This window comes from uncultured Sphingomonas sp., assembly GCF_913774285.1.
Taxonomy (GTDB): domain Bacteria; phylum Pseudomonadota; class Alphaproteobacteria; order Sphingomonadales; family Sphingomonadaceae; genus Sphingomonas.
In genome coordinates this window covers 1-24,450 of the sequence record NZ_CAJYHX010000022.1, presented here as the reverse complement: position 1 = coordinate 24,450, position 24,450 = coordinate 1, and the positions used below count along the sequence as shown (strand labels likewise).

Genomic DNA, 24,450 nt, shown 5'->3' with positions numbered 1-24,450 from the left:
GGGTGGATGTGGCGAACGACGGAAACGACGAGGTCCGGCCGGGCTTGCAGGAGGCGTTGCTGGGCTATCATCTTCGTCGTGCCTCCGCCGTCTTCGCCAGCGACTTCGCGGCGGCGACGGCGGGCACGGGAATGCGGCAGGTGCTGTTCGGCATCCTTTCGGTGGTCGCGACCAATCCCGGCATCAGCCAGAGCCAGGTAGGGGCCGCGCTGGGCATCCAGCGGGCGAACATGGTCAGCCTCTCCAACGAACTGGTCGAACGCGGGCTGATGCGGCGCGACGTCGCGCCGGAGGATCGCCGCGCCTTCGCCCTCACGCTCACTCCGGAAGGCGAGGCGCTGCTGATCGATTGCTTGGAACGGATCGGCCGACATGAAGATCAGCTGCTCGCCCAGGTGTCGAGCGCCGAACGCCACCTGTTGCTGCGGTTGCTGCAGCGGATCCACGCGCAGCCGAGCGACGCGGAGGCCTAGCGTGGCCCGCCATACGCGCTTGCTTGCCGCCGGTTCGCCGTCGCCGAAGGGCGCCACGCCCTATCTGGGCGCCGATCTCAGCTGAGTGAACGAAATGGAGGATTGCGGCGCGGTTCATCGCGAACGCTGCGCGCCGGTCGATCCCTTCGCGCTGCTTGAGATCAAGGGCGGGAAAATGTCTGCGGGTGGATCTGGAACGAGCCGGACTGGCATCTCTACAGCTTCCGGCGAAAGCATTTCGGCGGGGCCGCCGAATTTTTCGAGGGCAGGAATGGACTTACGGCGCGGCTTCGCCTTGTCACACCGCGGCAACAAGTCCGTACCCCGGGGAATACGACATGGTTCGTTTCGCGTCGTCACTGCGCCGCAGTCGGCTTTAGCTCGCGCTTAGCACGAGCACGCTGGCGCGCGGAGTCTTCCTGCCCACGATGGAGCAGGCGCAATGCGCGCCGAACCAGCCCACCTCCAACCACGACAACCCACACCGGTGTGGATACCGACGGCATCGGGATCACCACGAACGGCACGACGCTGGAGGTTTCGAACGGCGCGACGTTCACCAACGGCGGCGGCGGGGCAGGCATTGGGCCACGCGAAGCGGCAATCGATGAGTAGAACAAGGTGCAACCAATTGATCGACTGGGGGCGCCGATGAGATGTGGGGGCGTGCATCTCGTCCCCGAAGAGTTGATTTTCATGATGTGTGACGATCTGGTGATGGATGGTGCCTTCAGTTAGTCCTGACGCCCGTTGCTGGCCGGTCTACCTCTCCTATGGGCAAGACCGGCGTTCGACGCGGATGAGCCGACTATGGTTTAGAAGCCGCAGTCTTGGAGGCCGAATGACCGCTCTTGGTGAAAGCGGACGCTTGGCAATTGCCTTCCGAACGGCAGTAAAGTCCCAAGACACGTCAATCCCGCATTCGGCAGCAGTCGACCAACATAGGCCGTTCGTCGGGACGTGCAGGAACGTCGGCTTGTGCCAAGACCCGCCGTTCGGCGGACATGAAGCACCTCGATTGCCCGTTCAGATGTAGCGGAAAGCTGCAGAAACGCCGCCCCACTCAGGCACTTGTTGATCCTGCCGCAGGCGCAATCGTCGCCATTCCAATGCCGACCATATGCCCTCAAGTTCTGGCGCATCGTCGATCGGCAGCGCAGCGGCGGCCTCCCGCAGAAATCGCGGTCCCAGCGCTGCATCGTCGAGCCAGGCGCGCTGCCACCAATCGAAGACAAAAGGGCGAGCCGCCGCCATCGCGTCGCGCGCCGGGAGCCGGTCGCGCTTGTGATGCTGGTTGATGCTTCGGGTCGAGGGCATCAGGTTCCACAAATCGCCGCAGGGCCATGCCGACCAGGGCAGGCAATGGTCGATGTCGAGCTGCGTGTCGGGGACCGGCTTGCCGGTCCAGATGCAGGCGATTGTCGCACTGCCTTTGCGGATGCGCGCCGCCGCCTGGCGGGCGAGCGAGGTATCGCGTTGCGGCTCTTCCCAGGCAAGGGCAGCTTCAGGAGCGCCGAGGGGCAGGGCAAGCTCCATGCGATCAGCGTAGCCGCGCATCAGTCGTGCCCACTCGCTGACCAGCACGGGCTCAATCCAGGCGCCGAGCCGGGTCAGCGCGCGCCAGACATGGCCGGGCACGTTGAGGCTGCCCCATTGCCGCAGCGTCGCCACATCGAGGATGAGCGCTTGGCGGGTGCGCGGGGCGCGCATGCGGTTCGCGCCGAACACGCGCTGGTCGCTGCCGGGAAAGCGCGTGAAGCTGGCGGGCATGGTCGCGATGGTCGCGGCTGCATCGCCCATCGCGCTGGCGACCGCCGCCGCACGGGGGCCGCTGAAACTGGCTCCGGGCCGCAGATCGATACCCGACAAGCGATCGTCGAGCAGCGCGCGGAACCCCGCCTTGGCGAATCCCAGTCCATCGGGACCGGCATTGCGCGGCATCTGCGGGAAACCGGCACGGACTAAAGGCAGGTACATGCGCAACCAGTTGAGCGCGACGAGACCCAGCGGCACGTCGACAGCATCGGCTTCGGTCACAGACGGCATGGCGGTGGCCGGTGCGACATCGGCGATCCGCGCAACCGCACGCAACAGCGCAAGCTTGTATGTCGCGCTCTTTTCGTCACCGAGAATGATGCCGCGAATGAGTGGGAGCGCGCCGCTGCCATCATCAGGCATGCGCAGCACGACATGGGTCCAGAATACATCGCCGCGTCCCATCCGGTCGCCGCTCGGCGCCGCGCGCAGCACCTCGACGCCGTTTAGCCTTGCGAGTGCTTCGACCTCGCCGAAGCTCACCGCAAACATCGGCCGGTCGGCGGGGGCTTCGCCTTCGCGCAACGACAGGATCAGGAGACCGCCGGGCTTGAGCAAGGTGGTGAGCTTGCGGAAGGCACGCATCCGGTCGGCGGGCGCAACATGCTGCCAGACCGCCGAGACCATGATCAGATCGAAAGCGAGACCCAGCGCATGGGCTTTTGTGAGGCCGGGCAGGCGGTCGTCGAGCCAGCGGATCATGCTAGCGCCATGGCGGCGCTGGCCTTCGGCGCGCATGCCAGCCGCCGGTTCGACTGCCACCACCTCATAGCCGCGAGACGCAAGCCATGCGGCGTCACGCCCAGAACCCGCCCCAACATCGAGTGCGACGGCATCGCTCACCTGTTCGGGGAGCAGGCCGAGGATTGGATCGTGGATACGGAGCAAGGCAGGGTCGTCGTAGCGCGCGGCAAGGTCGCCCGCCTGTGCGTCATAGACTGCAATCGATGCGTCGCTGCCGCTCATTGCGGCGGCAAGGTGCGCTGGGTCATCAGTAGATCGAGCCGTGCAGCAATCTCTTTCCAACGCGCCATTCCGGCCAGATCGTCCGCCAGCGCAAGCGTGCCGATCCGCTCGGTGACATGAAGCGGTGCGCGGGGGCCATGCAGCCGATCCACCGCCAGCGCTTCGTCCCAGCGCTCCTGCTCAGAAGTCATCGTCGCGGGAATCGGAAGATCATTTGGTTCAAGGGCGTTGGAGTCTCGCATTGCCGTCGAGGCTAGCAGATACATGCGTTGGTCCAAAGGATTGCGCGCGCAGTCGGTCGGCCGGTGTTGGTAAGCGCCTCATGGATATCAAACACAGCAAATCGCCGGTTCGTGGTCATTGGCAAGGTGTCCCAGGCATGACCCGTGCAGCCGCCTTGACGATGTCGATCGGGCGGTCGCGGTGGAGTTCTTCAGCGATCCTCCTGCCTGAATCCCGATGGCGGGCCATCAGCCCCGATTTCGCTAAAGCAGCCGAACGCCCGTGCGCGAGCGATGTTGACGACACTAACTAGAACATATAATGAACATATATCATTGATATTGGCTATGTGGTGAATTCGGCATACCTCGGGTTTGAGAGCAAAGGGGGAGTGCCATATGATTGAGCCCGATCACCTGAATAACATCACTATTGAACGTATGATCTTCCACGTTGTCGGACCCGACGATGGCAATCTCGTGCTGCTCGAAGAAATAGATGCCGGCGATCATGCCGATTTCTTTGTCGATCGCATTCGGACCGCCTCCAATGGCGTGATGTTCGACTTCGTCGCCGCATCGCCGGTGCTGGCGTCTTTGACGCGGATCGAGGAGGATGCGAGCCGCTTCGTATCAGAGACCAAAGATCTCGCGACCCTGTTCAACACCATGCACTCGGCTGCCGCGAGCGTCGGCGTGTTCCTGATGTTCGTACTCAACGTCGCGGGTGAGCGTCTGTACGCGATCATCAAATATGACCATGAGGAAGTGCTTTCCTACACGATCGAGGAAGAGGAGGATGTGCGCCGCGCCCTCATCGCCGCGCTGACCAGCACCTTCGTGCGTTCACCCGACGCACTGCAAAAGGCAGCGATCATCCGCCTGACGGGAGCCGGCGGCGAACTGTCGGTCCGCGACCGTGTGGCGCCAAGCAAGATCACCCGCTATTTTGCTGGTTTCCTCGGTGCTCGGCGTCGGTTTCAACCGGATCAGCTCACTACGACACTCTCCGAAATCACCAAGAAGACCGCGCGGAAACATGCCGGCACGCTCGGTCCTGCGGTCATGAGCCAGCTCAACCGGCGGGTCTATGACGCGGTCCAGGCGCAGCCCGGCTTCGATCCAGGCAATCGCGAACCCTTTCTTGCCGCCGTGTTCGGACCGCTGCCCGAAGACTCACCGGTCCGCAGCACCTTCGATAAGGAGCTGCGCAACTCGCGGATCGAAAATGAAGTGTTCGATTTCGACCGCGAAGCGGTGCCCCGGCCGCGGCGCAAGCATATGGTCACCGACGAGGGGATCGAGGTCATTTACGACCGGCAGTTCGAAGACCGTGTCCGGCGCGAAGCCCTTGCGGGCGGCGGCGAGCGGATCGTGATCGAAACCGGCGGCATTAGGGTTGAGGATGACTACGCCGAACCGCGTTCGCGCCTGCGCTGACGCCCTTGCTGCCTGCGGCGGGTCGTTGAGCGAACGCCTCGATCGCCTGGACGTGCGCGGCACGCCGGAGGCGCCGTTGCGCGCCGAGCTGGCGGCGGCCGCCGCCGCCTGGTGCGATGGCGGTTTCGGCGCCTTCGAAGCCATCGACGCGTTGGGCGAGGCGGTTGCGATCCCAGCTCTGGCGGAGAGCGATGGCGAATTGCGCGTGAGCTTCATCAAGCTGCCGACGGCTTCGACGTATTATTTTCTGCACGCGCGCGGGCTCGCAACCCTGCTCGACGACTGCGACAAGGCTGCGCTCGCCCGACGTGTGCTCGTGGCCAAGGATTTCGTGCCATTCCGCACCGTCCAGTGCAGTTTTGAGCCCTGGACCGGGATGGTCGCCGACGCACCGGTCGGAGACGAGCCAGGCCTGCCCGTGCCGCGCCGCATCGTCCGCGATCAACTGGCGGTTGTTCCCCTCTCGATCGGGCCCTTGCTGCTAACGGTACCGCCTGCTTCTCCGGCTCAGGCCGACGATCTGGTTGCGGGCGAAGCGCGCCAGGAAGCGCCGGCCGATGCTGCTGTGCCACAGCACCAAGGCGAACCCCGGGTCAGCGGAGTCTTCGAAACCTGGCGGGCTGCCGCGCTTCCGCAATTGCTCCTGTGCCTTGTCGACGAGGTCTGGAAACAGGATGGCGAGACCCGCGTGGCGATTACCGGGCCGCGCAAGCGCAAGCTCCGCGCTGCGTTGGAGACGGTCGATCCGGAGCGCGATTTCAAGCTGGCCACCGAGGTCGCCGACTGGATCTTCAACTCGGGCCGCGATGCCGAGACGAGGCATACCCTGTTTGTCTATGAACTCGCGCGCGAATGGCCTGGCGAGGAACCTCTGGCGAGCAGTTTCGCGGACCGTGCCCCCGGCGCGCTTGAAGCCGCCCGAACGGCTTTCCGCATGCATGTGCGCGACGCGAGCAAGGAAACGCTCAAATCCCTTCAGGAGCTGCGCAAGACACTGGCGGACGACGTCGCCCGCGTTGTCACCCAGACCCGGGAGCTGACGGGAACGCTGTGGCGCGACCTGCTGGTCGTGGTCGCCGCCGTGCTCGGGCGCTTCACATTGTTGGCGACGCCCGGGAAGGGCGAGGCGGCCTTTGCCGATATGTTGCTTTATGGGCTCGCGGTCTATCTCGCCTTCAGCCTCGGCATGGTGCTTTATGCCAACGCGCGGTTCATGGCGCTGTTTCGCAAGGTCCAGGCGAAATGGCAGGTCAAGCTCTACGGCTTCGTCGACCCCGACGATTTTAAGGCGTTGGCGACCGAGCCATTGAGCGAAGCCGAAGGCGTCTATGAGCGAACCCGCAAGGTCGCGATTGCAGCTTACGCGATCACCGCCATAGCGCTGATCGCGCTCGCCATCCTGACCCCCTCCGCGCCCGCGAAACCGGACCAAGGCACGAAAAAGGATGCCGCTGCCGATGCGTCTGGAAATTCAACAATTGCGGCGGATCCCAATAATGTCGCGGCCTCTGGCGAAGAGGCGGTGGGCAGCAATTCTTTGGGGCGTGCCGCTGGCGCCGCTGGAGGCCAAAATGAGATGGTCGCGCCAAGTCTAACAGCTGGTGATCGCGTAGGAGCGAACAAAAAAGCCGGGACAGGCGCGCCGACCGCACCCGTGGCCGACCCTCCCGTGAAAACCTCGCGCTCACGCTCAGGGGTGCGTTAGAAGCGTATGCCCAGGGCAACCTTCCATTCGTCGGTTAGCTTGAGCATTTCTTCGTCACGGCCGCTTTCATAGCCGTTCTTCAAGTGGGCGGGGAAGCCAAAGTTTAGTTCTCGCTTTTGCAACCTGGATAAACAACGATACGATTGCAGCTGTTCATCGTGATGGTCTAAGAAGACGCGGAACAGGGAGGGGGCTCCATGATCTTCAAAAAGGTCATTTCACTCGCGTTGCTGGCGACAGCGATGCTGCAGGTTGTTTACGGAACTCCGGCGAGCGCGCGCGGTCACCATGGCTATCATCAACACGCACGCGCTGGGCACGGCAGCCATCATCGATCGAACATCACTTATGGCGGCGGGTACTATACCAACGTCGACGGACGGTCTGTGCACCGACCGGTGTTCACCAACCGTGCGCCCGATGGAGCGAGCGCACGTTGCGGCGATGGTTCCTATAGCTTTAGTCTCCATCGCCGCGGCACATGTTCGCACCACGGTGGCGTTGCGCGCTGGCTCTAGCCGCGCAGACAGCGGCGGCGAAAGGCGCGCCGTTCTTTACCGTGGAGGTTCTGTTGATTGGCCTGCTCCGAGCACGCGATCGATGCGGGCGAGCGAGTCGTACGATGTGTGTCGGCCATCGGCGCACGCGCGGTATCGATCTGCGCCTGGTGGTTGAACGCATCGTTCAGCACCGTTGCGAGGCGCACGCCCGCCTTTTCGATTTGGACGGCGGCGATAGCGCGCGCTTGGGCATCATAGCCATTCGGCAGCGGTATCGGCGCAGCGTCCCGATCGCAGCCAGCGGCGGAGCCGAGCGTGTAGGCCGCAGATTTTGCCAGCGCAAAGGACTCGCGTGCCCAGTCGCGCGGGGACCCAGTACTCCAGGTCGCGACCTGTGCTGGTGTTATTCGTCCCCGCAGTGTCATGGCGAGCGTCTGGGCGTCTGGGGCGATCTCCCCAACGACGACCGTGTCCCAGTAGCTGTGGAGATTGACCGTCCGTGTGCCGCCAAGTGTGATACGGACACAGTTGCCGCCACGGTCCTGATGATCGGCGGCGTGCAACGGCTGGTGCACATCTCCGACGAAGTGGAGTACGAACTTGAGGGCGAGGCGGCGCTCGGCGTCGGACGTCGCGGGGTCGCGGAGTTCGCGGGTGAACTGCTCGATCTTGGCGACCACGCAATCCTGCGCAGGCCCCTCGCTGGCGAGGCCCTGACGGGGTGGAAAGCCGAAGCATGCCGTATCGAGGCTGCCTCCCTCCAGTTCGATGTCGGCGAAGTGCCACGATGCGGTGAAGCGGTGGGATCCGCGCCACACATCTGCCCAGGTGGCGCTTGCCGCCATGTCGGAAGCGGTGAGTGGGTCGCTGTCGCTGGCGAGGATGGCATCGACCTGCGCGCGGGCAGTGACGGTCAGGTAAGTCCGCGCGATGAGCGCGATTGCTTCATGTCCTTCATTTCCCCAGGCGTAAGCGGGCGCTGGGGCGGAGAGGGTAAGCAGAAGGGCGGTGGGGAGGCGCGGCATGCTGCCGCTCTGCCATGCGGCCCGCTGGGTGAAAAGCTGGGCCATGCCACGGCTCTGGCCTGATCCCCGCGACCAGGAACCGGAGCCGCGATGGCTGGCGATCGTGATTGCAGTGTTGATGGCGCTGCAGCTGCTGATGGTGTTGGCGCAGTGTTCCGCATGAGGCGCGATCCCGTCTTCGTCTCCGAGACGGGAACGCGTCCGTCAGCGTGCCGAGCGGCTCAAGGGCACTTGGTGAACTGACCTTTTTTGGGGCCGGACGCGACATGGCATTTGCCGTTCTTGTCCTTGGTCACGCCGCCGGCTGCGGTTGCGGCAGAGGCGGCCGGCGGGCATTTCGTGAACTTGCCCTTGGCATCCTTGCACGGTCCTGCGGCGAGGGCAGGGGTGGCGATCAGAGCAATGGCGGCGGCGATGGTCGAGACGCGGAACATGGCGATCCTCTCCTCTGGTTGAGTCGCGAGAACAGGATGCCATGGGCCGTGCGCGGCGCAAGGGCGGTGGTGTTTGTTCGAAGACCAGCGCGCGACTCATGCCGATCTCGTCGCTGTTGCGCTGGCTGTGTCAGGCTGGACCGTTACCCGTTCGATCCGGGGTCGGGTTTCGCAGCCACTCGGCGATGGCGGACTCGCGCCAGCCGATGCAGCGGGTGCTGATCCGGGTGTTCTTCGGAAAGGTGCCGGCTTCCATTTTTCGGTAGAGGGTGGACCGGGTCAGGCCGGTGCGTGCGAGCACGGTCTTGATCCGGAGAATGCGATCGGATGGGTCGGGCTGGATCTGCATTGCTATCACCTTGTATCTTTTGGGGATTGGTGGAGCGCTCCGGGGCAAGTCTGCGTCGCGCGGCTGGTCGGGAAAAGAGGCTGGTTGGGGCTAGATGGGGCCATCTGAGGATCCCCGGCCCCCTGTCGCCCAATGGGCAAACTCTGAGGTTCAAGGCGGGTGCCAGGGCGTCTCACGCCTTCGGCGTGACTGCGCTCGCACGCCGCTGGCGCGGCGCCGAGTCGGCCTGGCCGTCTCGGCCCTTCGGGTTTTGATCGCGGACGCTGGCCGATCCTGCGGATCGGGCCGGCAGGTGCCGGCAGCGGAACGCGGGTACGGTGCGCGCGCTGGCGCACGCCTGCGGCGACACCAGGGCTTGCAGGCTGCTGGTGCCCGCGTGGGCACACTTGCCCGGGCGAGAGGCACGGGCGGCGGCTGGCGCACGTGCTGGCGCGCGCACACCGCCCGTGCGAGGCCCGCCCGGTTGCAAGGGTGCGGTTCTTGTCCGGGCGCCTGGGCGCCCGGCAGCGCGGTCGCGCTGACAGGATGGTCGCCGCGCGGATGCGCGGCGGCGTTGTGCAGCCGGCACGCGGGAAAGGGCGGGGGGAGCGTCGCTCGCCTCTAGACCTGCCGCGGCATGCCGCAAGCCGGGCGGTGCCCGGCTCCTCCACTCTGTTTCGGCCCTGAGACCCACCCCATTGCGCAGGCGCACCCCCCGGGGTCCCCATTGCGCCTGCGCAATGGGGACCCCGGGGGGTGCGGCCTGCCTCTGTTGGCAGGACTGCCGGTTCGCTCCTGCCGCTCCCCCCGCCCTTCCGGCGCCGGTTGCGGTGTTTTGAAAAGGAGCAGGACCATGGGTGTTGGACACGAGAACCGGGCGAGCCTCTATGCCGAGGTGACGGGACGGGTGATTGCCGAGCTGGAGCAGGGGCGGCTGCCCTGGGTGCAGCCTTGGGATGCCAGTGCTTGCGGGTGCGCGATGCCGGCCAATGCGGTGACCGGGCGGCGCTATTCTGGGATCAATGTGCTGATCCTCTGGGCAGCGGTGATCGAGGGGTGCTATGCCTCGCAGCGCTGGCTGACCTTTCGGCAGGCGCAGGCGGCGGGTGGAAGCGTGCGACGCGGCGAGCGGGGGACGACGATCTGCTATGCGGATCGCTTTACCCCGAAGGACGAGGCCGAGCGGGCGCGCGACGAGGACCGGGAGGCGCGGCAGCTGGCATTTCTCAAGCGGTTCACCGTGTTCAACGTCGACCAGTGCGAGGGGCTACCCGAGCGGCTGACGGCGGTGGCGCAGAGCGAGCCGGTGGCGGAGGCCGACCGCATTCCCGCCGCGCACGCGCTGATGGAAGCGTGCGGCGCGGATATCCGGATCGGGGGTGGCGAAGCCTATTACAGCCCAGGCGGCGACTATGTCGCGGTACCGCCGCAGCTCGCCTTTTATGACCGCATCAACTGGTATCGCACCGTGCTGCACGAGCTTGGGCACTGGACTGGGCATGGCTCCCGGCTCGGTCGCGACCAATCCGGCGCATTTGGAAGCGCCGCCTATAGTAGGGAGGAGCTGGTTGCCGAGATGGCGAGCGCGTTCACCTGTGCGTCGCTGGCGATCCGACCGACAGTTCGGCACGCCGATTATGTCGGTAGCTGGCTGGCGGTGCTGCGCGAGGACGAAAAGGCGATCTTTCGGGCGGCGAGCGCTGCCAGCAAGGCGGCGGACTACCTGCTTGCGTTCACCTCAAACGAGGAGGCGGGGCAATGATGCGTTGGCTTCGACTGCGGCGGATGCGCCGTGCTTTCCGCGCGCTGCCCGAGCGGGATCGGGCGATCTTCGGATCGGTGCGGTTCGACGATTTGGACTACGTCGAAACGGCCCGGCGGCATGGCTGCACGGTGGCGGAGGTCGAGCGGACGGTCGCCCGCGTGCTGATCGCGCTGGGTCGAGCAGAGCGGGGCGAGCAGCCATGAGCGATGCGACACCTCGCCCGGGGAACCGGGCGAGGTGTACGCCGCAGCATCAGTGCGTTAGGATCGATCCATGAGGACCAGCCTCGACCATCTGCCCCCAGCCAAGCAGCGCGAGCTGGAGCGTGTCGTCCAGATCCTGTTCGAGGAGTTTGGCGACGCGATCGCCATCGCCACATCGGATTGGAAGAAGCAGGCGCGCATTCTCAAGGTGATCCTCTACGGCAGCTATGCGCGCGGCGGCTGGGTAGACGAGCCGCACACCGCCAAGGGTTATCAGTCGGACTTCGACCTGTTGGTGATCGTCAACAAGGACAAGCTCACCGATCGGGTGGAGTTCTGGGCGACGGCGGAGGATCGGCTGAACCGCGAACTCGGGATCACCAAGACGCTGCGCACGCCGGTCAATTTCATCATTCACACCCTGCAGGAGGTGAACGACGGCCTGGCGCATGGCCGCTACTTCTTCATGGATGTCGCCCGCGACGGCATCGCGCTCTACGAGAGCGACCCCACCGAACTGCACCAGCCCAAGCCGAAGACGCCGCCGCAGGCGCTGGCGTTGGCGCGGGAATATTTTGTCGAGTGGTTTCCGAGCGCCGAGAAGTTTAAGCGAGCGGCCGATTTCCTGGCGGCAGAAGATGGGCTCCGGGAAGCTGCATTCAACATGCATCAAGCCGCTGAACGCCTCTATCACTGCGTTTTACTGGTCTGCACCTTCTACACGCCGCACACCCACAATCTCGGATTTCTGCGCACGCAGGCTGAACGCATCGATCCGCGCCTGATCGACGCTTGGCCCCGGGACCAACGCATCGATCGTTCGCGGTTCGAGAAGCTGAAGGAAGCCTATGTGAAGGCGCGCTATTCCAAGCACTACCGGATCACCGCCGAGGAGCTGGCGTGGCTCGGCGAGCGCGTCGAAGTGCTGGGGCAGGCGGTGCAGGTGATCTGCGAAGAACGCATCGCGGCGCTGGAGCAAGCTGCCGCCGCATGATCGTCGCGCGCCGAGGCTTGGAGCCTCGGCGCGCGATCGGATTCAGGCAGTCGGTGCCGCCTTCGCGCGCGGCTTGCGCGCCGGCTTCGGTGCAGGCGCTTCAGCAGGCGCGTTGCGTGCTGCGCGGCCCTTTGCGCCCAGACCAATCTTGTGCGCCATCGCGCGGCGCTGTTCCGAATAAGTCGGCGCCACCATCGGATAATCGGACTTCAGATTGTAGCGCGCGCGATATTCCTCGGGCGTCAGGCCGTGCGTGCTCAGATGCCGGCGCAGGGTGCGATAGGGCTTGCCGTCGATCAGCGAGATAATGTGGTCTTTCGAGGCCAGCGATTTGCGGACCGAGACGGCCGGCGTGAATTCTTCCGAGGCAGGCTCTTCGTTCGCAACTTCCACGGTCGCGGCGCCACCTGAAAGCTCAATCACATCTGCATGCATCTTCCGCAGAAACGTGGAGACATCGTCCATCGTCGCGCGATTGTTCGGGTTCGACAACCAGGCAATGGTGAGGTCGCTTGCGAGTTCAACGGGGTCGGTATTGCTCTGCTCAGACATTCTGCGTCCCTGCTCCTTTTTTGCGGCATAGTTCCGACAACAGGATTATAGGAGCGAACGTACTCCGTCTGCTGAAATATATTGGAAGATGCAGCGGGACTACTCATTCTGCAGCTGCTCGAAGGCACGACGCCCGCGTCTTCGCCATAATGTCAGCGCCTGATCCCGTTGTTCGCCTTTGAGCGTAGCGGCAGCGTCGATCATCAAACCGAACAATACGGCGCGATCATCGTCGGTGAGTTCGACCAATCCGGCTTTGGCAACCAACCCGCCCAGCTCGATCAGCTGGCGCGTTCGTTCGCGGCGCTTCACCACCCATTCCCGGGTGTCATTCCGCGCCCGCTGGGCTTCCAGCCGGTGCCGTGCCCCCGTCAGCTGCCGCAGCCGATACCGCACGCGGACGAGCGCCGCCGCGAGCTTTGCCCTGCCGTTGAAAGAAGGCCGCGCCACGCTGGCGCCAGTCCTCCCGTACGATCATATCGGACGCGTTAGCAGCGGCGAGCAACGCGCCCGCCAGCTGCTCGACTGCCAGCGTATCGGCACCGGTCGCGACCACCAGTTCGCCGAGCTGTTGGAACTTGGCTTGTTTGAGCTGTCGCGCCTTGTTGTCGAGCGCCTTCAGCTCCGAATCGAAGTCCCGTGGCTTGCGCATCGAACCCTCCGCAGTTGATGGATGATGATCCGTGATTTAGGAACTGCGTCGATCAGCGCAAATGTCGTGAAACATCTTGGGATGATCACGTCGCGAAAAAGATGAAATCTTTTGAGGGCGCGCTTATACGTCGTGCCGACGTCGCTTGTTTTAGTGTAAGTGAAGTGTCGCTATGGCGATCTACCACTTCTCGGCAAAGATCATCAGCCGCGCCAGCGGATCGTCGGCGCTGGCCGCTGCTGCCTATCGCTCGGCGTCGCGGCTGCACGACCAGCGGTTGGATCGGCATCATGATTTCTCGAACAAGGCCGGCGTCGTGCATTCCGAAGTGCTGCTGCCGGACGGCGCGCCCGAGCATCTCGCCGATCGGGAAAAGCTGTGGAATGCGGTTGAAGCGGTGGAGCTGCGCAAGGACGCGCAGCTCGCCCGCGAGATCGAATTCGCGATTCCGCGTGAGCTGGACCAGGCCGAGGGCATTCGGCTGGCGCGCGAGTTTGTCCAGACGGAGTTCGTGAACAGCGGCATGGTCGCCGATCTCAACGTCCATTGGGATATCGGCGCTGATGGCGAGCCCAAACCGCATTCGCACGTCATGTTGGCTTTGCGCGAGGTGGATGCCGACGGGTTCGGCAAGAAGAATCGCGACTGGAACCGTACCGATCTGCTGGAGAAATGGCGCGAGCGCTGGGCTGGGCACGTCAATGCTCGGCTAGCCGAACTGGATATCGACGCGCGTGTCGATCATCGTTCGCTGGAAACGCAGGGGATCGACCTCGAACCGCAGCACAAGATCGGCCCAGCGGCGGCCCGAATGGCCGACCAGGGGCTCGCCTCCGAACGGCTGGAAGAGCATCACGACATTGCCCGCGCCAATGGCGAGAAGCTGCTCGCCAATCCGGCGCTGGCGCTTAACGCAATCACCCGCACCCAGGCGACCTTCACCACGCGCGATCTGGCGATGTTCGTGCATCGCCATAGCGAAGGGAAGGACCAGTTTGACCAGGTGATGGCGGCGGTGCGCGCTGCGCCCGAGCTGGTGAAGCTGGGCAAGGACGGGCGCGGCGAAGACCGCTTCACCAGTCGTGACATGATCGAGACCGAATCGCGGCTGGAGCGCTCGACCGTGAAGCTCGACGGCAGCCGCCGCCACGGCATGGACGAGCAGCATCGTAAGCTTGCCTTGGCCCGCGCCGAGATGCGCGGGCTGGTCCTGTCGAGCGAACAGCGCAGCGCCTTTGATCATGTCACCAGCGGCAAGGATCTGGGCGTGGTCGTCGGCTATGCCGGTACCGGAAAATCGGCGATGCTCGCCGTTGCCCGCGAAGCATGGGAAAGTGCCGGCTATCAGGTGCAGGGCCTGGCGCTGTCGGGCATCGCCGCCGAGAATCTGGAGAGCGGCTCGGGCATCGCGTCGCGCACCATCGCCAGCATCGAGCATCAATGGGAGCAAGGGCGCGAACTGCTGACCGACAGGACGATCCTGGTGATCGACGAAGCCGGCATGATCGGCTCGCGTCAGATGGAGCGGGTGATTGCCGAAGCCGAGAAGCGCCGCGCCAAGGTGGTGCTGGTAGGTGATCCCGAGCAGCTGCAGGCGATCGAAGCGGGGGCCGCGTTCCGATCAGTGGCCGAGCGACATGGTGCCATCGAGATCACCGACATTCGCCGGCAGCGCGAAGACTGGCAGCGGCTGGCAACGCGCCAGCTCGCAACCGGCCGCACAGCCGAGGCGCTGGAGGCCTATGCCGAGGCCGGGATGGTCGTCGACTCGGAGACGCGAGTCGAGGCGCGATCGGCGCTGATTGCGCGCTGGAATCGCGAGCGGATCGCCGATCCGGGCGCGTCGCGCATCATTCTCACCCATACCAACCAGGAATGCGATGAACTGAATGCACTAGCCCGGGATGCGATGAAACGCAGTGGGTCATTAGATACTGATATTGCTGTCGAAACCGCCCGAGGAGAACGCTTGTTCGGGGCCGGCGACAGGGTCATGTTCCTGCGCAACGAACGCAGCCTGGATGTGAAGAATGGCAGTCTCGGCACCATCGAACAGGTCGATCACGCCCGCATGGCCGTGCGGCTCGACGATGGCCGCCAGGTCGCCTTCGACCACAAGAATTACGGCGACATCACCCATGGCTATGCCGCTACGATCCACAAGGCGCAGGGTGTCACCGTCGACCGGGTGCACGTGCTGGCAACGCCGGGCCTTGATCGGCACGCGGCCTATGTCGCGCTGTCGCGGCACCGCGACGCGGTGCACCTCCATTATGGCCGCGACGATTTCGCCGACCAGGGCAAGCTGGACCGCACGCTGTCGCGAGACCGGCCGAAGGACAATGCGCTCGACTATGATGCAGCCGCTGAGCGCTTCGGTGCTCGGCGCGGAGTCGAACGGTCGCGCATCCTCCATACGCTCGCCAAGGAACCACTCGCCGAACCGGAACGCAGCGCGCCTGCACCAGCACGGCGCCGCGGCATGTTTGAGGGGTTGCGGCTGTCCATCCCCGAGCCGGAACGGGCACCAACCAAGCTGCGCTTCGATGGGCTCAAGCTGTCGGTGCCGGCGGCTGCGCCCGAGGCATCCGCAACCCAGAAGCTTGAGCGGGCGGTCGAAGGCTATGCGCGTGCCGTGCAGGATGCTGGCCGTATGACCGGGCAGGGCCGAACGCCGCTCGAAGTTCAGAAGGCGGCGCTCGTGCGCACTGCCGAGGCGATCAACGCGCTGCATCCCCACGGCGCACACGATCTCGATACGGCATTTGAGCGAACGCCGGGTCTGGTCAGCGAAGCGGCCAATGGTCGCACCGCCAACGCCATTCGCCAGATGCAGCTGGAAGCGGAGGTGCGCACCAATCCCGAGCTGCGCGCGGACCGGTTCGTTCAAGCCTGGCAGCAGCTTCAGGCGCGTCGGGGCAATCTGAGCGGGTGGGAGAATGAGGAGAAGCGCGCCGGTGTTGAGAACGTCATGCGCTCGATGGCGAAGGGGTTGGAGAAAGACCCGGCCCTCGGCGTCGCGCTTAGCCGCAGGGGCAACCAGCTATTCGGGCGGCAGTGGTCGCCGGAATGGACACCAGGCAGCCGCGATGGCGGCGTCAGCCGGGCCTTCGGCGACGATGCCCGCACCCGTTCGATCATCCGTCAGCTCACCTTCTCGATCGATCGCGATCGGGGCCTTGGGATTGGAATGTAGCCATGGGTATCCACGAACCTCCCGTAGAAGCGGACCAGACCGTCCAGGCGTTCAACGACATGTCGCGCAAGCTCGCCGGGCTGACCGCTGCCGTCGACGGCTTCGCCGCGCGGCAGCAGGAATTGCATGCGCGCGACTATGGACCGGACCTGGAGAAGATTCGAGAGTGCTACGACAAGGTATGCGGTGCGATCAACATCCTGGCCAAGCGGCCTGCGATGGCATTGACGCCGCAGGATGTCGCTAAGCAGATCGAGGCGGCTGGCACGCAGGGACGAGCGGACGATCATCGCGCATGGAACGGCGCCAGCCATGCCCTTGCCGGCACAGTCCAGGAATTGAAGGTGATGGTCGCGTCGGCCCATTCCGCGGAGACCCAGCAGCTTTGGATCGTGGGGGCAGCCGCTTTGGCGCTATTGATCGGCTTCGCGTTTGGCACTGTTGTGCCCCCGGTTATCGCTCAGCTCGCGCCCGAGAGCTGGCATTGGCCAGAGGAACGGGCTGCGGCGATCCTCAGGCGAACACCTTGGGACGCGGGCGTGCGGCTTATGCAGGTTGCCGATCCGCAGCAGGCGCGGGCACTGGCCGACGCCGCCCGGCTCGCGAAGGACAATGCGGATGTGCTCGCAGGATGCCGTAAACGTGCAGAGCAGCTCAGTGAACCGATAAAGTGCTCCATCGAGATCCACCAAGCAAAGAGCGATTGATGCGGGTGGGGCCGCTTCTGGGCCGTTTTCTGCCGGTCAGCTTTCAATGTGGGATCGCTGAAAGCTGTCTCCGCTAGATGGCGGGCCCTTGCTGTAGGTCACGCGGCCTCAGCCAACAGAACGAGACGCTAGCAGCCGAATTGCTGGGGTTATGCCGCTTCGTCCTTCGGGAAGCGGCGAACAACTCGACCATCCAACCGATGCGACACGATCTGTCGCTTCGATGCTCCACGTTGCGACTCGCGATGAACACGAGTCGCATCAACGATGGAGAACCAATATGAGCAAAGGTCGAGGCGGCGGGAGCTACCGCAGCGCGATCAGTGGGCGGTACGTCACCGCCAAGCATGGCAAGGCCAGCCCCCGCACCACCGTCCGCGAAAGCGTCGGCCGGAGCGGGAGCTCGGGCAGCCACTACCGGAGCGCCATCTCGGGGCGGTACGTGACCACCGCGCACGGGAAGGCCAGCCCCCACACCACCGTCAAGGAGAGCTGATCATGGCAAAGCGTTATGTGCGTGCCACCGGCAAGAACACCCAGGGCGACATCACCCGGCTGTGCAACGCCGGCGAGTTCTGGTCCCCGCGCAGCAAGGCCGATGCGATCAACGACATCGAGCAGAATCTGCACGAATATTGGGTCAACTGGGCAAACGCCCCGGAGACCAAGATCCGCGTCGTCAGCGGCCCGACCGGCAAGTACCTCCGGACCGATCGCGACACCACGTCGCGCAACAATCTGGACGACTTGCCCGACTGCTGATCAACCGGATCGGGAGCCGGAGCAGCGCTCCGGCTCTTCTCCTGTCACGGCATCGCCGGAAAGTCGGAGCGGCGGTGGCCCGCGACCATCTGCGCGAGCTCGGGTGGCGATATCACTTCGACTGCATCTCCCCACATATAGAGATGCCAGCACATCTCGAGCAGCCCCGCGGCTCGGAACCGTACGACCAGCGAACCGTCCGCCTCGTGCTCGACGGTCTGGGCCGGATGGAACAGGAAGCTCTCGGCCCATCGAACCGCCTTGGGGGCGAATCGCCAGGCGACATCATGGATGCCGCCCTCGTGCTGATAGGAACCGAAGCAGCGCTCCGCATGTTCGTTGAGATCGAAGCCCTCCTTGCGGACGAAGGTCTTGGGGAGAACGGTGGCCGCTTCGATGGCGTCGACGCGAAAATGCTGGATGCCGCCCCCCACCTTGCCGAGATCGACGGCGACGAGATAACGCCGGGCCCCGAGCATTAGTCCATGCGGGGCTACGATACGCTCGCGCGCTGCCGTGTCCTTCCAGCCGCGATAGAGAATGCGCAGCTGGGACGTGCCCTTTAGCGCCGTGGAGATCGCCACATCCACCGCCTCGTTGCCCACCTGCCGCGGACCCGGGCGCGCGGCGTGGCCCAAGGCCATGAGAAGTGCCTCCTCATCGGCCTCGAGCCGCCGGCTGCGTTCACCGGGGATAAGTGCCAGGATCTTGGCGTGGAGGCAGCGAAGCGCCTCGACCTGGTCCGTGCCGGCTCCTTTGCCGAGCACCTCCAGCGCCAACGAGAGGGCTGCCAGTTCCTCCGCGGTCGGCGCGAGCAACGGGGCCAAGGACTTGTACGGCAGCCTCCATCTGGCCTTGCCCGACTCCTCGTCCTTGATCTTCTCGAGTTCTGGGAAACACTGCCCCAGTGCCGCGATCACGCGTTGTGCGGTCCGGTAGTCGCGCTCGAGGATCTCTTCGATTTCCGCCAGGCTGACGCCGCGCAACGATGCCGCGCGGGCCGCGATCGTCAGCAAGTCGATTGCATTGCGGTAAGAAATTCGAACCTCCCCCCTGGAAGCGACAACTTCTGTCGTGTCCTACTATCATGCCCATCTGCCAAGATGAGTCGAGAGGATCATGCTCCGCAACGGGAGGATCACCAATGCTGAAGCACGGCGCGCAGACGCTCTTCTCCGCGAGCGATCTCGTCAACTTCATGGGGTGCGCGCACGCGACCGTGCTCGACCTGCGCAACCTCGTCACTCCGACCAGCTTTCCACCCGATGACGAAAGCGCCGTCCTCTTGCAAGAGAAGGGGATCGAGCATGAGCGTGCGTATCTCGAGCGGCTGCGCCAGGAGCGAGGCTCGGTCGCGGAGATTCCCGGCGACGGTAGCTTGGAAGAGCGGGCAGAGGCGACCCGCCGCGCCATGGAGGCAGGGCACGACGTCATCTACCAGGGTGCCTTCCTGGCCGGGCGGTGGCACGGCTATTCCGACTTCCTGCTGAAACGCCACGGGATACCCTCTGCGCTCGGCGATTTCGCCTATGACGTGGCCGACACCAAACTCGCCCGCTCTGCCAAGCCGAAGCACGTGCTGCAGCTATGCGTCTATGCCGACATGCTGCGGGAGGTGCAGGGCACCGCACCACCGTCGATGCATGTCGTGCTCGGCACCGGCGATATCGTGACGCTGCGCACCGCAGCGCTGATTCATTATTTCTCGATCGCGCGCGATCGCTTCGAGCGCTTCGCGGACAGCGTGCCGAGCGCGTCCATGGGGGACCCCTGCGGCCATTGCACCTTCTGCCGCTGGTCGCAGCGTTGCGATGACGATTGGGAGGCGGCCGATCATCTCTCGATCGTGGCCGGCATGGGGCGCAGCCAGAGGACGGCGCTGCGGCAGGCCGGCATCGACGACATCGGCAGCCTTGCCGCCTTGCCGGACGGCGCCAGGATTGCCGGCATGCAACCGGGCACGCTGGCCAAATTGTCGGCGCAGGCCCGCCTGCAGGCTCATCAGCGGCAAACCGGCGAGCGACGGGTCGAACTCCTCCCGCCCGTGCCTGGACGTGGTTTCGCGCGCCTACCCCGTCCGGACGCGGGCGACCTGTTCTTCGACATGGAAGGGGACCCGTTGTTCGAGGACGGCCTCGAATATCTGTTCGGCCTCGTGGATGGTGAGGACCGCTTCCATGCCTTCTGGGCCCATGACCGCGAGAGCGAGAAGATCGCGTTCGAGCAGGCCATCGATTTCATGACCGCGCGCCTGGCGTGCCACCCCCAGGCGCATATCTACCATTACGCATCCTATGAGGAGACGGCGCTGAAGCGGCTGGCGATGTATCACGGGACCCGTGAGCGCGAGGTCGACGACTTGCTGCGCGGTGACCGGCTCGTCGATCTCTATAAGGTGGTGGCGGAGTCGATCCGGACGTCGGAGCCGCGCTACTCGATCAAGAACATGGAAGCCTTCTATCTTCCCGGCGGCCGTCAGGGCGCGGTGAAGAATGCCGGTGACAGCATCGTGATCTATGAGCGCTGGCGCCGCATCGGCGGCGACCAGCTTCTGCAGGAGATCGCAGAATATAACGAGCTGGACTGCCGTTCGACGCGCATGTGCCGCGACTGGCTCGTGTCGTTGCGGCTGCCGGAAACCCCGTGGTTCACCGGCCGTGCACTCGAGCCAGCCGACCCCGCGAAGGTCGCCGCGCGGGAGGAGGCGGACGAACGGACCCGCCAGCTCGCCGAAGCCTTGATCGCGGGCGGGGATGTCCCGTGGCGCCGACTGCTCGCGGATCTGCTCGAGTTCCACCGTCGCGAAGCCAAGCCCGGCTGGTGGGCGATGTTCGCGCGGCAGGACATGGACATGGACGCGCTGCTCGATGACGCCGAGTGCATCGCCGATCTGCAGCCACACCCTATGCGTCGCCCATGGGCGGATAAGAAGTCGGTCGTCTATCCGTTCACCTTCCCGCCACAGGACTTCAAGATGCGCGTCGGCGACAAGCCGCTACGCTCGGGCACGCTCGAGCCGGCCGGCGAGATCGTCTCGCTCGACGAGGACGAGCGCGTCGTCGAGCTGAAGCTCGGCCCGAGCCGCTCGCGTATCGAGCCCGGCTGCGGGCTGATCCCGGAAGGCCCGATCGGGGACAAGGTGCTTCGCGCCGCAGTGCATCGCTATGCACAGAGCATCGCGGCAGGCGCGCAGAAATACGGCGCGGTCACCGCCATTCTCCGGCGGGATCGCCCGAAGCTGGCCGGCCGCGCGTCCGGGCAGCCGATCGTTCCCAGCGGTGCCGACGCGACGAGCGGCGCGATCGACGCGCTCCGCGTGCTCGACGACAGCTATCTGCTAGTCCAGGGGCCGCCGGGTGCGGGTAAGACCTATACCTCGGCGCAGGCGATCGTCGCGCTTCTCGCCGCTGGCAAGCGGATCGGGGTGGCTTCCAATTCGCATAAGGCGATCAACAACCTGCTGAAGGACGTCGAGACCATGGCGTCCGCGCAGGGCCTCCATTGCCGCGGCATGAAGAAATCGTCGCGCGAGGATCAGATGCTCGGCACTGGGAGCTGGATCGAAGACGTCGTCGGCGGCAACGGCAGCGGGGTGTCGCCGCACCACCAGCTCGTCGCCGGCACGGCCTGGCTGTTCGCCCGCGAGGAGCTGGACGCGACATTCGATTATCTGTTCGTCGACGAGGCGGGCCAGGTCAGCCTCGCCAACGTGATCGCCATGGGAACCTCCGCGCGCAATATCGTCCTGGTGGGCGACCAGATGCAGCTCTCGCAGCCGATCAAGGGGACGCACCCGGGGGGCAGCGGCCGGTCGGCGCTCGAGCATCTGCTGGAGGGGCATGCCACGGTTCCGGCCGATCAGGGGGTCTTCCTGCCCTTGTCGCGCCGGATGCACCCGGATCTCTGCCGATTCATCTCCGACGCCGTCTACGACAGCCGCCTCGACGCCGAAGCGACGACCGCACGGCAGCGGCTCGAACTCGATCCTGCGCGCGATCCGGCAGCGCTCGCCGCCACCGGCCTCCGGTTCGTGGACGTGGATCATCTGGGTTGCACCCAGCGGTCACAGGAGGAAGCCGAGCGGCTCGCTATCACCTACCACGCCCTGCTCGGCTCTTCCTGGACCGACCGGCAAGGCATCCAGCATCGCATCGGAACCGCCGACATCCTCGTCGTGTCCCCCTACAACATGCAGGTGGAGCTGCTGCGGCGAACGCTCCCCGAGGGTGCCCGAGTGGGCACGGTGGACAAGTTCCAGGGCCAGGAGGCACCGGTGGTGCTCATCTCCATGGCGACCTCCTCGGGTGACGACCTGCCGCGGAACATCGAATTCCTCTACAGCCGCAACCGGTTGAACGTCGCCATCAGCCGAGCGCGCTGCCTCGCTGTGATTTTCGCCAACCCCAGGCTTCTCGAGATTTCCTGCTCGACGATCGCGCAAATGGAGCTGGTGGACGGTCTGTGCTGGGCGAAGCAGTTCGCCGATAGTCAGCAAGCTGGCGTATCCGCCGATCGCGCGCCAGGCTAACGGAGCGCAAGTTCTGCCGCACATCTTCGCCGCATTCAGGGCCCGTGGGCACGCCATCGGCGGGCAGCGATGTCACCGCTCGGGAAAGGGTGATATCTGCATGCCGGAATGATGTGAGGAACAGCTCGGAATGCCGTGGAGTGACCGTCGAAGTGGCTGGCGCAAACATGCCGGCGATGCCCGCAGCGACGCCGATATCGACTATGGCCGGATCATCCACTCGGCCTCGTTTCGCCGCCTCCAGGGCAAGACCCAGATCCTCAATCTCGGCGACAGCGACTTCTACCGGACCCGCCTGACGCATTCGCTCGAGGTCGCCCAGATCGCCGGTAGCGTCACGCGGCAGCTGCGGGAGGACTTTGCCGGGCAGCCCGCGGCGGAGCATCTGCCGACGCTGGCCCAAATCCAGGCGATCGGCGCGACCCATGATCTCGGCCACCCGCCCTTCGGCCACGGCGGAGAGGCCGCACTCAACTATTGCATGGCCTCATCTGGCGGTTTCGAGGGGAACGGTCAGACCATTCGCATTCTCACGCGGCTCGAGAAATATTCGGATAGCGACGGTGCCGATCTGGCGAGACGCACGCTCCTTGGGACTCTCAAATATCCGGTTTCCTATCGCGCAGTGGCGCATCCTGAACGCAGGCCGTCTCTGCGCGCCGAGACATCCGTGCTGAGCCTAATTGATCGCGAGTCTGCGAAGCCGCCCAAATGCTACATGGACTCCGAACATGCCGCCGTCATGTGGATATTGGAGACCCTGTCAGAGAGCGACCGTAACCTGTTCACGCGCTTCGATACCAGCGAACCTGCTGCCCAAGGCCTTCCCGAGCACCACCGGACGCGCCATAAATCGCTGGACTGCAGCATCATGGACGTCTCGGATGACATCGCGTTCGGCGTCCACGACCTCGAGGATGCGCTCGCGCTCGCCCTCATCACTCGCGAGGACTTCGAACTATATGTTCCGCCGGATGCCTGCGGGCACTTCCTGGACTTCGTAAACTCCAGAAAGCGGAGCACCTCCGGCAACGACGCCTATGGCGATCTTGTCGCCATGTTGTTCGGTAGCGCGGCGCCGCGGAAACACGCGATCAGCAGGCTGGTCGGCTATTTCGTCCAACACTGCGTGCTAGAAGACGAGAGCGATTTCGAAGAGCCTCTCATCCGCTACCGCGCCGCCATCAACCCGAGTGCGGCCGTTCTGCTGAAGGCGCTGAAGAAGCTAGTCTACAAGCGCGTTATTCGCAGTCCGGCGGTCCAGCATCTCGAGTTCAAGGGCCAGCAAATGGTCGTCGCCGTGTTCGAGGCGTTCGCATCCGAACCAGAGGCCTTTCTCCCACGCGGCACCTTCGCTCTGTTCGAACGCGACGGCGGCGACATACGAGTTATATGCGACCATATCGCAGGCATGACGGATTCCTATTTGTTGAAGACCTACGAACGGCTATTTAGCCCCCGGATGGGCTCAGTCTTCGACCACCTATGATCGCTCTAAATGCTTTCAGCACTGTCGCAGGTGCTGTGAGCCTCACATGTCCGCTCCGGCAGGAAGCCGGCATCCCCCGCCACATCGCGAGCGACGGCTTTGCCGCCCATGAGGGGCATCTAGGCTGCCGCCCGGAGCCGGCTGGACAAATGGCAGGTTTCAGGACCGGGCAAAGTCAGGCTGAACGGCTGAGATTAGGGCGCGTAGCGGTCGGCAGCCGTACCAGATCGTACCTGGCAATCTCACAGTAAAGTGTGGGGAAAAATGTGGGGGCACCTTTTGCGACTTTATATATTGAACATAAAATCAATGATTTAATATCAGCCTCAGGCTTCCTCCCGCTAACCCTCGCCTGATCGGTGGAGGAGGTTGTGCGATTAGCGCGGCGCGCACAAAAGCGTCGCCCGAATCGTCTTGCCGAGGGTTCATTTGAGCGCATTTCGTCCGACGATGTTTTCCGTACGGCCATCGCGATGCTTCGCTAAATCATTGAAAAGATGGTGCACCCGACAGGATTTGAACCTGTGGCCTCTGCCTTCGGAGCGATGTGTCAACGTTCGACTGGACGTGGGACATTTCTGCCATTTCCTAGAAGCATCCTGAATGGCCGTTACTGCCAGAAGCGGACGAACCTTGTTCGGGCTGCGATCCGCGAGCAATTGCCGGGGAATGGGGGATAAGCTGTCTGATGGCCT

At 64.5% G+C, this 24,450-nt stretch carries 24 protein-coding genes; 15 read left to right on the top strand and 9 right to left on the bottom strand.

The features are described from left to right. Nucleotides 1-8: 8 nt before the first annotated feature. Nucleotides 9-473, top strand: coding sequence for a MarR family transcriptional regulator (locus QZ670_RS10585; RefSeq protein ID WP_294254863.1), 465 nt, complete (start codon nucleotides 9-11; stop codon nucleotides 471-473). Between the two features lie 489 nt (nucleotides 474-962). Continuing rightward, nucleotides 963-1,088, top strand: a complete 126-nt coding sequence (locus tag QZ670_RS10580; RefSeq protein ID WP_294254860.1) for a hypothetical protein — start codon at nucleotides 963-965, stop codon at nucleotides 1,086-1,088. A gap of 411 nt (nucleotides 1,089-1,499) precedes the next feature. On the opposite strand, the gene QZ670_RS10575 is transcribed toward QZ670_RS10580, so the two are convergent. Continuing rightward, nucleotides 1,500-3,254: a methyltransferase domain-containing protein gene (locus tag QZ670_RS10575; RefSeq protein WP_294254857.1), complete on the bottom strand. Its 1,755-nt coding sequence runs from the start codon at nucleotides 3,252-3,254 to the stop codon at nucleotides 1,500-1,502. Next, nucleotides 3,251-3,520, bottom strand: coding sequence for a hypothetical protein (locus QZ670_RS10570; protein ID WP_294254855.1), 270 nt, complete (start codon nucleotides 3,518-3,520; stop codon nucleotides 3,251-3,253). Before QZ670_RS10570 ends, QZ670_RS10575 begins: the two co-directional genes overlap by 4 nt. Nucleotides 3,521-3,874: 354 nt before the next feature. Between QZ670_RS10570 and QZ670_RS10565 the strand changes: the two genes are divergently transcribed. From QZ670_RS10565 to QZ670_RS10555, 3 genes are all read left to right on the top strand, one after another. Then, a complete protein-coding gene (locus tag QZ670_RS10565; RefSeq protein WP_084583939.1) occupies nucleotides 3,875-4,915 on the top strand; it encodes a nucleoid-associated protein in 1,041 nt (346 codons plus the stop codon). Nucleotides 4,916-4,940: 25 nt separating this feature from the next. After that, nucleotides 4,941-6,620: a hypothetical protein gene (locus tag QZ670_RS10560; protein WP_294254845.1), complete on the top strand. Its 1,680-nt coding sequence runs from the start codon at nucleotides 4,941-4,943 to the stop codon at nucleotides 6,618-6,620. Between the two features lie 197 nt (nucleotides 6,621-6,817). Next, on the top strand, nucleotides 6,818-7,138 hold the full coding sequence (locus QZ670_RS10555; RefSeq protein WP_294254842.1) for a DUF3761 domain-containing protein: 321 nt from the start codon (nucleotides 6,818-6,820) through the stop codon (nucleotides 7,136-7,138). Here the strand turns inward: QZ670_RS10555 and QZ670_RS10550 are convergent. Further along, nucleotides 7,135-8,145, bottom strand: coding sequence for a S1/P1 nuclease (locus tag QZ670_RS10550; RefSeq protein WP_294254839.1), 1,011 nt, complete (start codon nucleotides 8,143-8,145; stop codon nucleotides 7,135-7,137). The two genes, QZ670_RS10555 and QZ670_RS10550, sit on opposite strands and share 4 nt — an antisense overlap. Here QZ670_RS10550 and QZ670_RS10545 point away from each other — a divergent pair. Continuing rightward, nucleotides 8,144-8,308 (top strand): hypothetical protein, encoded by a 165-nt coding sequence (locus tag QZ670_RS10545; RefSeq protein WP_294254835.1) that lies wholly within the window; start codon nucleotides 8,144-8,146, stop codon nucleotides 8,306-8,308. The two genes, QZ670_RS10550 and QZ670_RS10545, sit on opposite strands and share 2 nt — an antisense overlap. 58 nt (nucleotides 8,309-8,366) lie before the next feature. Here QZ670_RS10545 and QZ670_RS10540 read toward each other — a convergent pair whose 3' ends face one another. Both QZ670_RS10540 and QZ670_RS10535 read right to left on the bottom strand, forming a co-directional pair. Next, the gene (locus QZ670_RS10540; protein ID WP_294254832.1) at nucleotides 8,367-8,579 is read right to left on the bottom strand and encodes a hypothetical protein; all 213 of its coding nucleotides are present in this window, start codon (nucleotides 8,577-8,579) and stop codon (nucleotides 8,367-8,369) included. A gap of 130 nt (nucleotides 8,580-8,709) precedes the next feature. Then, nucleotides 8,710-8,928 carry an AlpA family phage regulatory protein gene (locus QZ670_RS10535; protein ID WP_294254829.1) on the bottom strand — a complete coding sequence of 73 codons (219 nt, stop codon included), beginning with the start codon at nucleotides 8,926-8,928 and terminating at the stop codon, nucleotides 8,710-8,712. A gap of 832 nt (nucleotides 8,929-9,760) precedes the next feature. Here QZ670_RS10535 and QZ670_RS10530 point away from each other — a divergent pair. The 3 genes from QZ670_RS10530 to QZ670_RS10520 all read left to right on the top strand — a co-directional run bounded on the left by QZ670_RS10530 (nucleotide 9,761) and on the right by QZ670_RS10520 (nucleotide 11,869). Then, nucleotides 9,761-10,669 (top strand): zincin-like metallopeptidase domain-containing protein, encoded by a 909-nt coding sequence (locus QZ670_RS10530; protein ID WP_294254826.1) that lies wholly within the window; start codon nucleotides 9,761-9,763, stop codon nucleotides 10,667-10,669. Further along, on the top strand, nucleotides 10,666-10,875 hold the full coding sequence (locus QZ670_RS10525; protein WP_294254823.1) for a sigma factor-like helix-turn-helix DNA-binding protein: 210 nt from the start codon (nucleotides 10,666-10,668) through the stop codon (nucleotides 10,873-10,875). The genes QZ670_RS10530 and QZ670_RS10525 overlap by 4 nt, the downstream gene beginning before the upstream one ends. 70 nt (nucleotides 10,876-10,945) lie before the next feature. Continuing rightward, nucleotides 10,946-11,869, top strand: a complete 924-nt coding sequence (locus QZ670_RS10520; RefSeq protein WP_294254820.1) for a HEPN domain-containing protein — start codon at nucleotides 10,946-10,948, stop codon at nucleotides 11,867-11,869. 42 nt (nucleotides 11,870-11,911) lie between these two features. Here the strand turns inward: QZ670_RS10520 and QZ670_RS10515 are convergent, their stop codons facing one another. The 3 genes from QZ670_RS10515 to traD all read right to left on the bottom strand — a co-directional run bounded on the left by QZ670_RS10515 (nucleotide 11,912) and on the right by traD (nucleotide 13,073). Beyond that, a complete protein-coding gene (locus QZ670_RS10515; RefSeq protein ID WP_294254817.1) occupies nucleotides 11,912-12,421 on the bottom strand; it encodes a MucR family transcriptional regulator in 510 nt (169 codons plus the stop codon). 99 nt (nucleotides 12,422-12,520) lie between these two features. Beyond that, nucleotides 12,521-12,733 (bottom strand): conjugal transfer protein TraD, encoded by a 213-nt coding sequence (locus QZ670_RS10510; protein ID WP_294254815.1) that lies wholly within the window; start codon nucleotides 12,731-12,733, stop codon nucleotides 12,521-12,523. 16 nt (nucleotides 12,734-12,749) lie between these two features. Further along, nucleotides 12,750-13,073, bottom strand: a complete 324-nt coding sequence (gene traD / locus QZ670_RS10505; RefSeq protein ID WP_294254812.1) for a conjugal transfer protein TraD — start codon at nucleotides 13,071-13,073, stop codon at nucleotides 12,750-12,752. 172 nt (nucleotides 13,074-13,245) lie between these two features. Between traD and traA the strand changes: the two genes are divergently transcribed. The 4 genes from traA to QZ670_RS10485 all read left to right on the top strand — a co-directional run bounded on the left by traA (nucleotide 13,246) and on the right by QZ670_RS10485 (nucleotide 17,738). Beyond that, a complete protein-coding gene (traA, locus tag QZ670_RS10500; RefSeq protein WP_294254809.1) occupies nucleotides 13,246-16,269 on the top strand; it encodes a Ti-type conjugative transfer relaxase TraA in 3,024 nt (1,007 codons plus the stop codon). A 2-nt stretch (nucleotides 16,270-16,271) separates the two neighbouring features. Beyond that, nucleotides 16,272-16,976: a DUF6118 family protein gene (locus tag QZ670_RS10495; RefSeq protein ID WP_294254807.1), complete on the top strand. Its 705-nt coding sequence runs from the start codon at nucleotides 16,272-16,274 to the stop codon at nucleotides 16,974-16,976. Between the two features lie 280 nt (nucleotides 16,977-17,256). Next, nucleotides 17,257-17,472 carry a hypothetical protein gene (locus tag QZ670_RS10490; RefSeq protein ID WP_294254805.1) on the top strand — a complete coding sequence of 72 codons (216 nt, stop codon included), beginning with the start codon at nucleotides 17,257-17,259 and terminating at the stop codon, nucleotides 17,470-17,472. A gap of 2 nt (nucleotides 17,473-17,474) precedes the next feature. Further along, complete coding sequence (locus QZ670_RS10485; RefSeq protein ID WP_084584440.1) at nucleotides 17,475-17,738, top strand: DUF3892 domain-containing protein; 264 nt, start codon at nucleotides 17,475-17,477, stop codon at nucleotides 17,736-17,738. 44 nt (nucleotides 17,739-17,782) lie between these two features. On the opposite strand, the gene QZ670_RS10480 is transcribed toward QZ670_RS10485, so the two are convergent. Then, the gene (locus QZ670_RS10480; protein WP_294254800.1) at nucleotides 17,783-18,754 is read right to left on the bottom strand and encodes a WYL domain-containing protein; all 972 of its coding nucleotides are present in this window, start codon (nucleotides 18,752-18,754) and stop codon (nucleotides 17,783-17,785) included. A gap of 128 nt (nucleotides 18,755-18,882) precedes the next feature. Between QZ670_RS10480 and QZ670_RS10475 the strand changes: the two genes are divergently transcribed. Both QZ670_RS10475 and QZ670_RS10470 read left to right on the top strand, forming a co-directional pair. Next, a complete protein-coding gene (locus QZ670_RS10475; protein ID WP_294254798.1) occupies nucleotides 18,883-22,266 on the top strand; it encodes a TM0106 family RecB-like putative nuclease in 3,384 nt (1,127 codons plus the stop codon). 130 nt (nucleotides 22,267-22,396) lie between these two features. After that, nucleotides 22,397-23,755, top strand: a complete 1,359-nt coding sequence (locus QZ670_RS10470; protein WP_294254796.1) for an anti-phage deoxyguanosine triphosphatase — start codon at nucleotides 22,397-22,399, stop codon at nucleotides 23,753-23,755. Nucleotides 23,756-24,450: the final 695 nt, after the last annotated feature.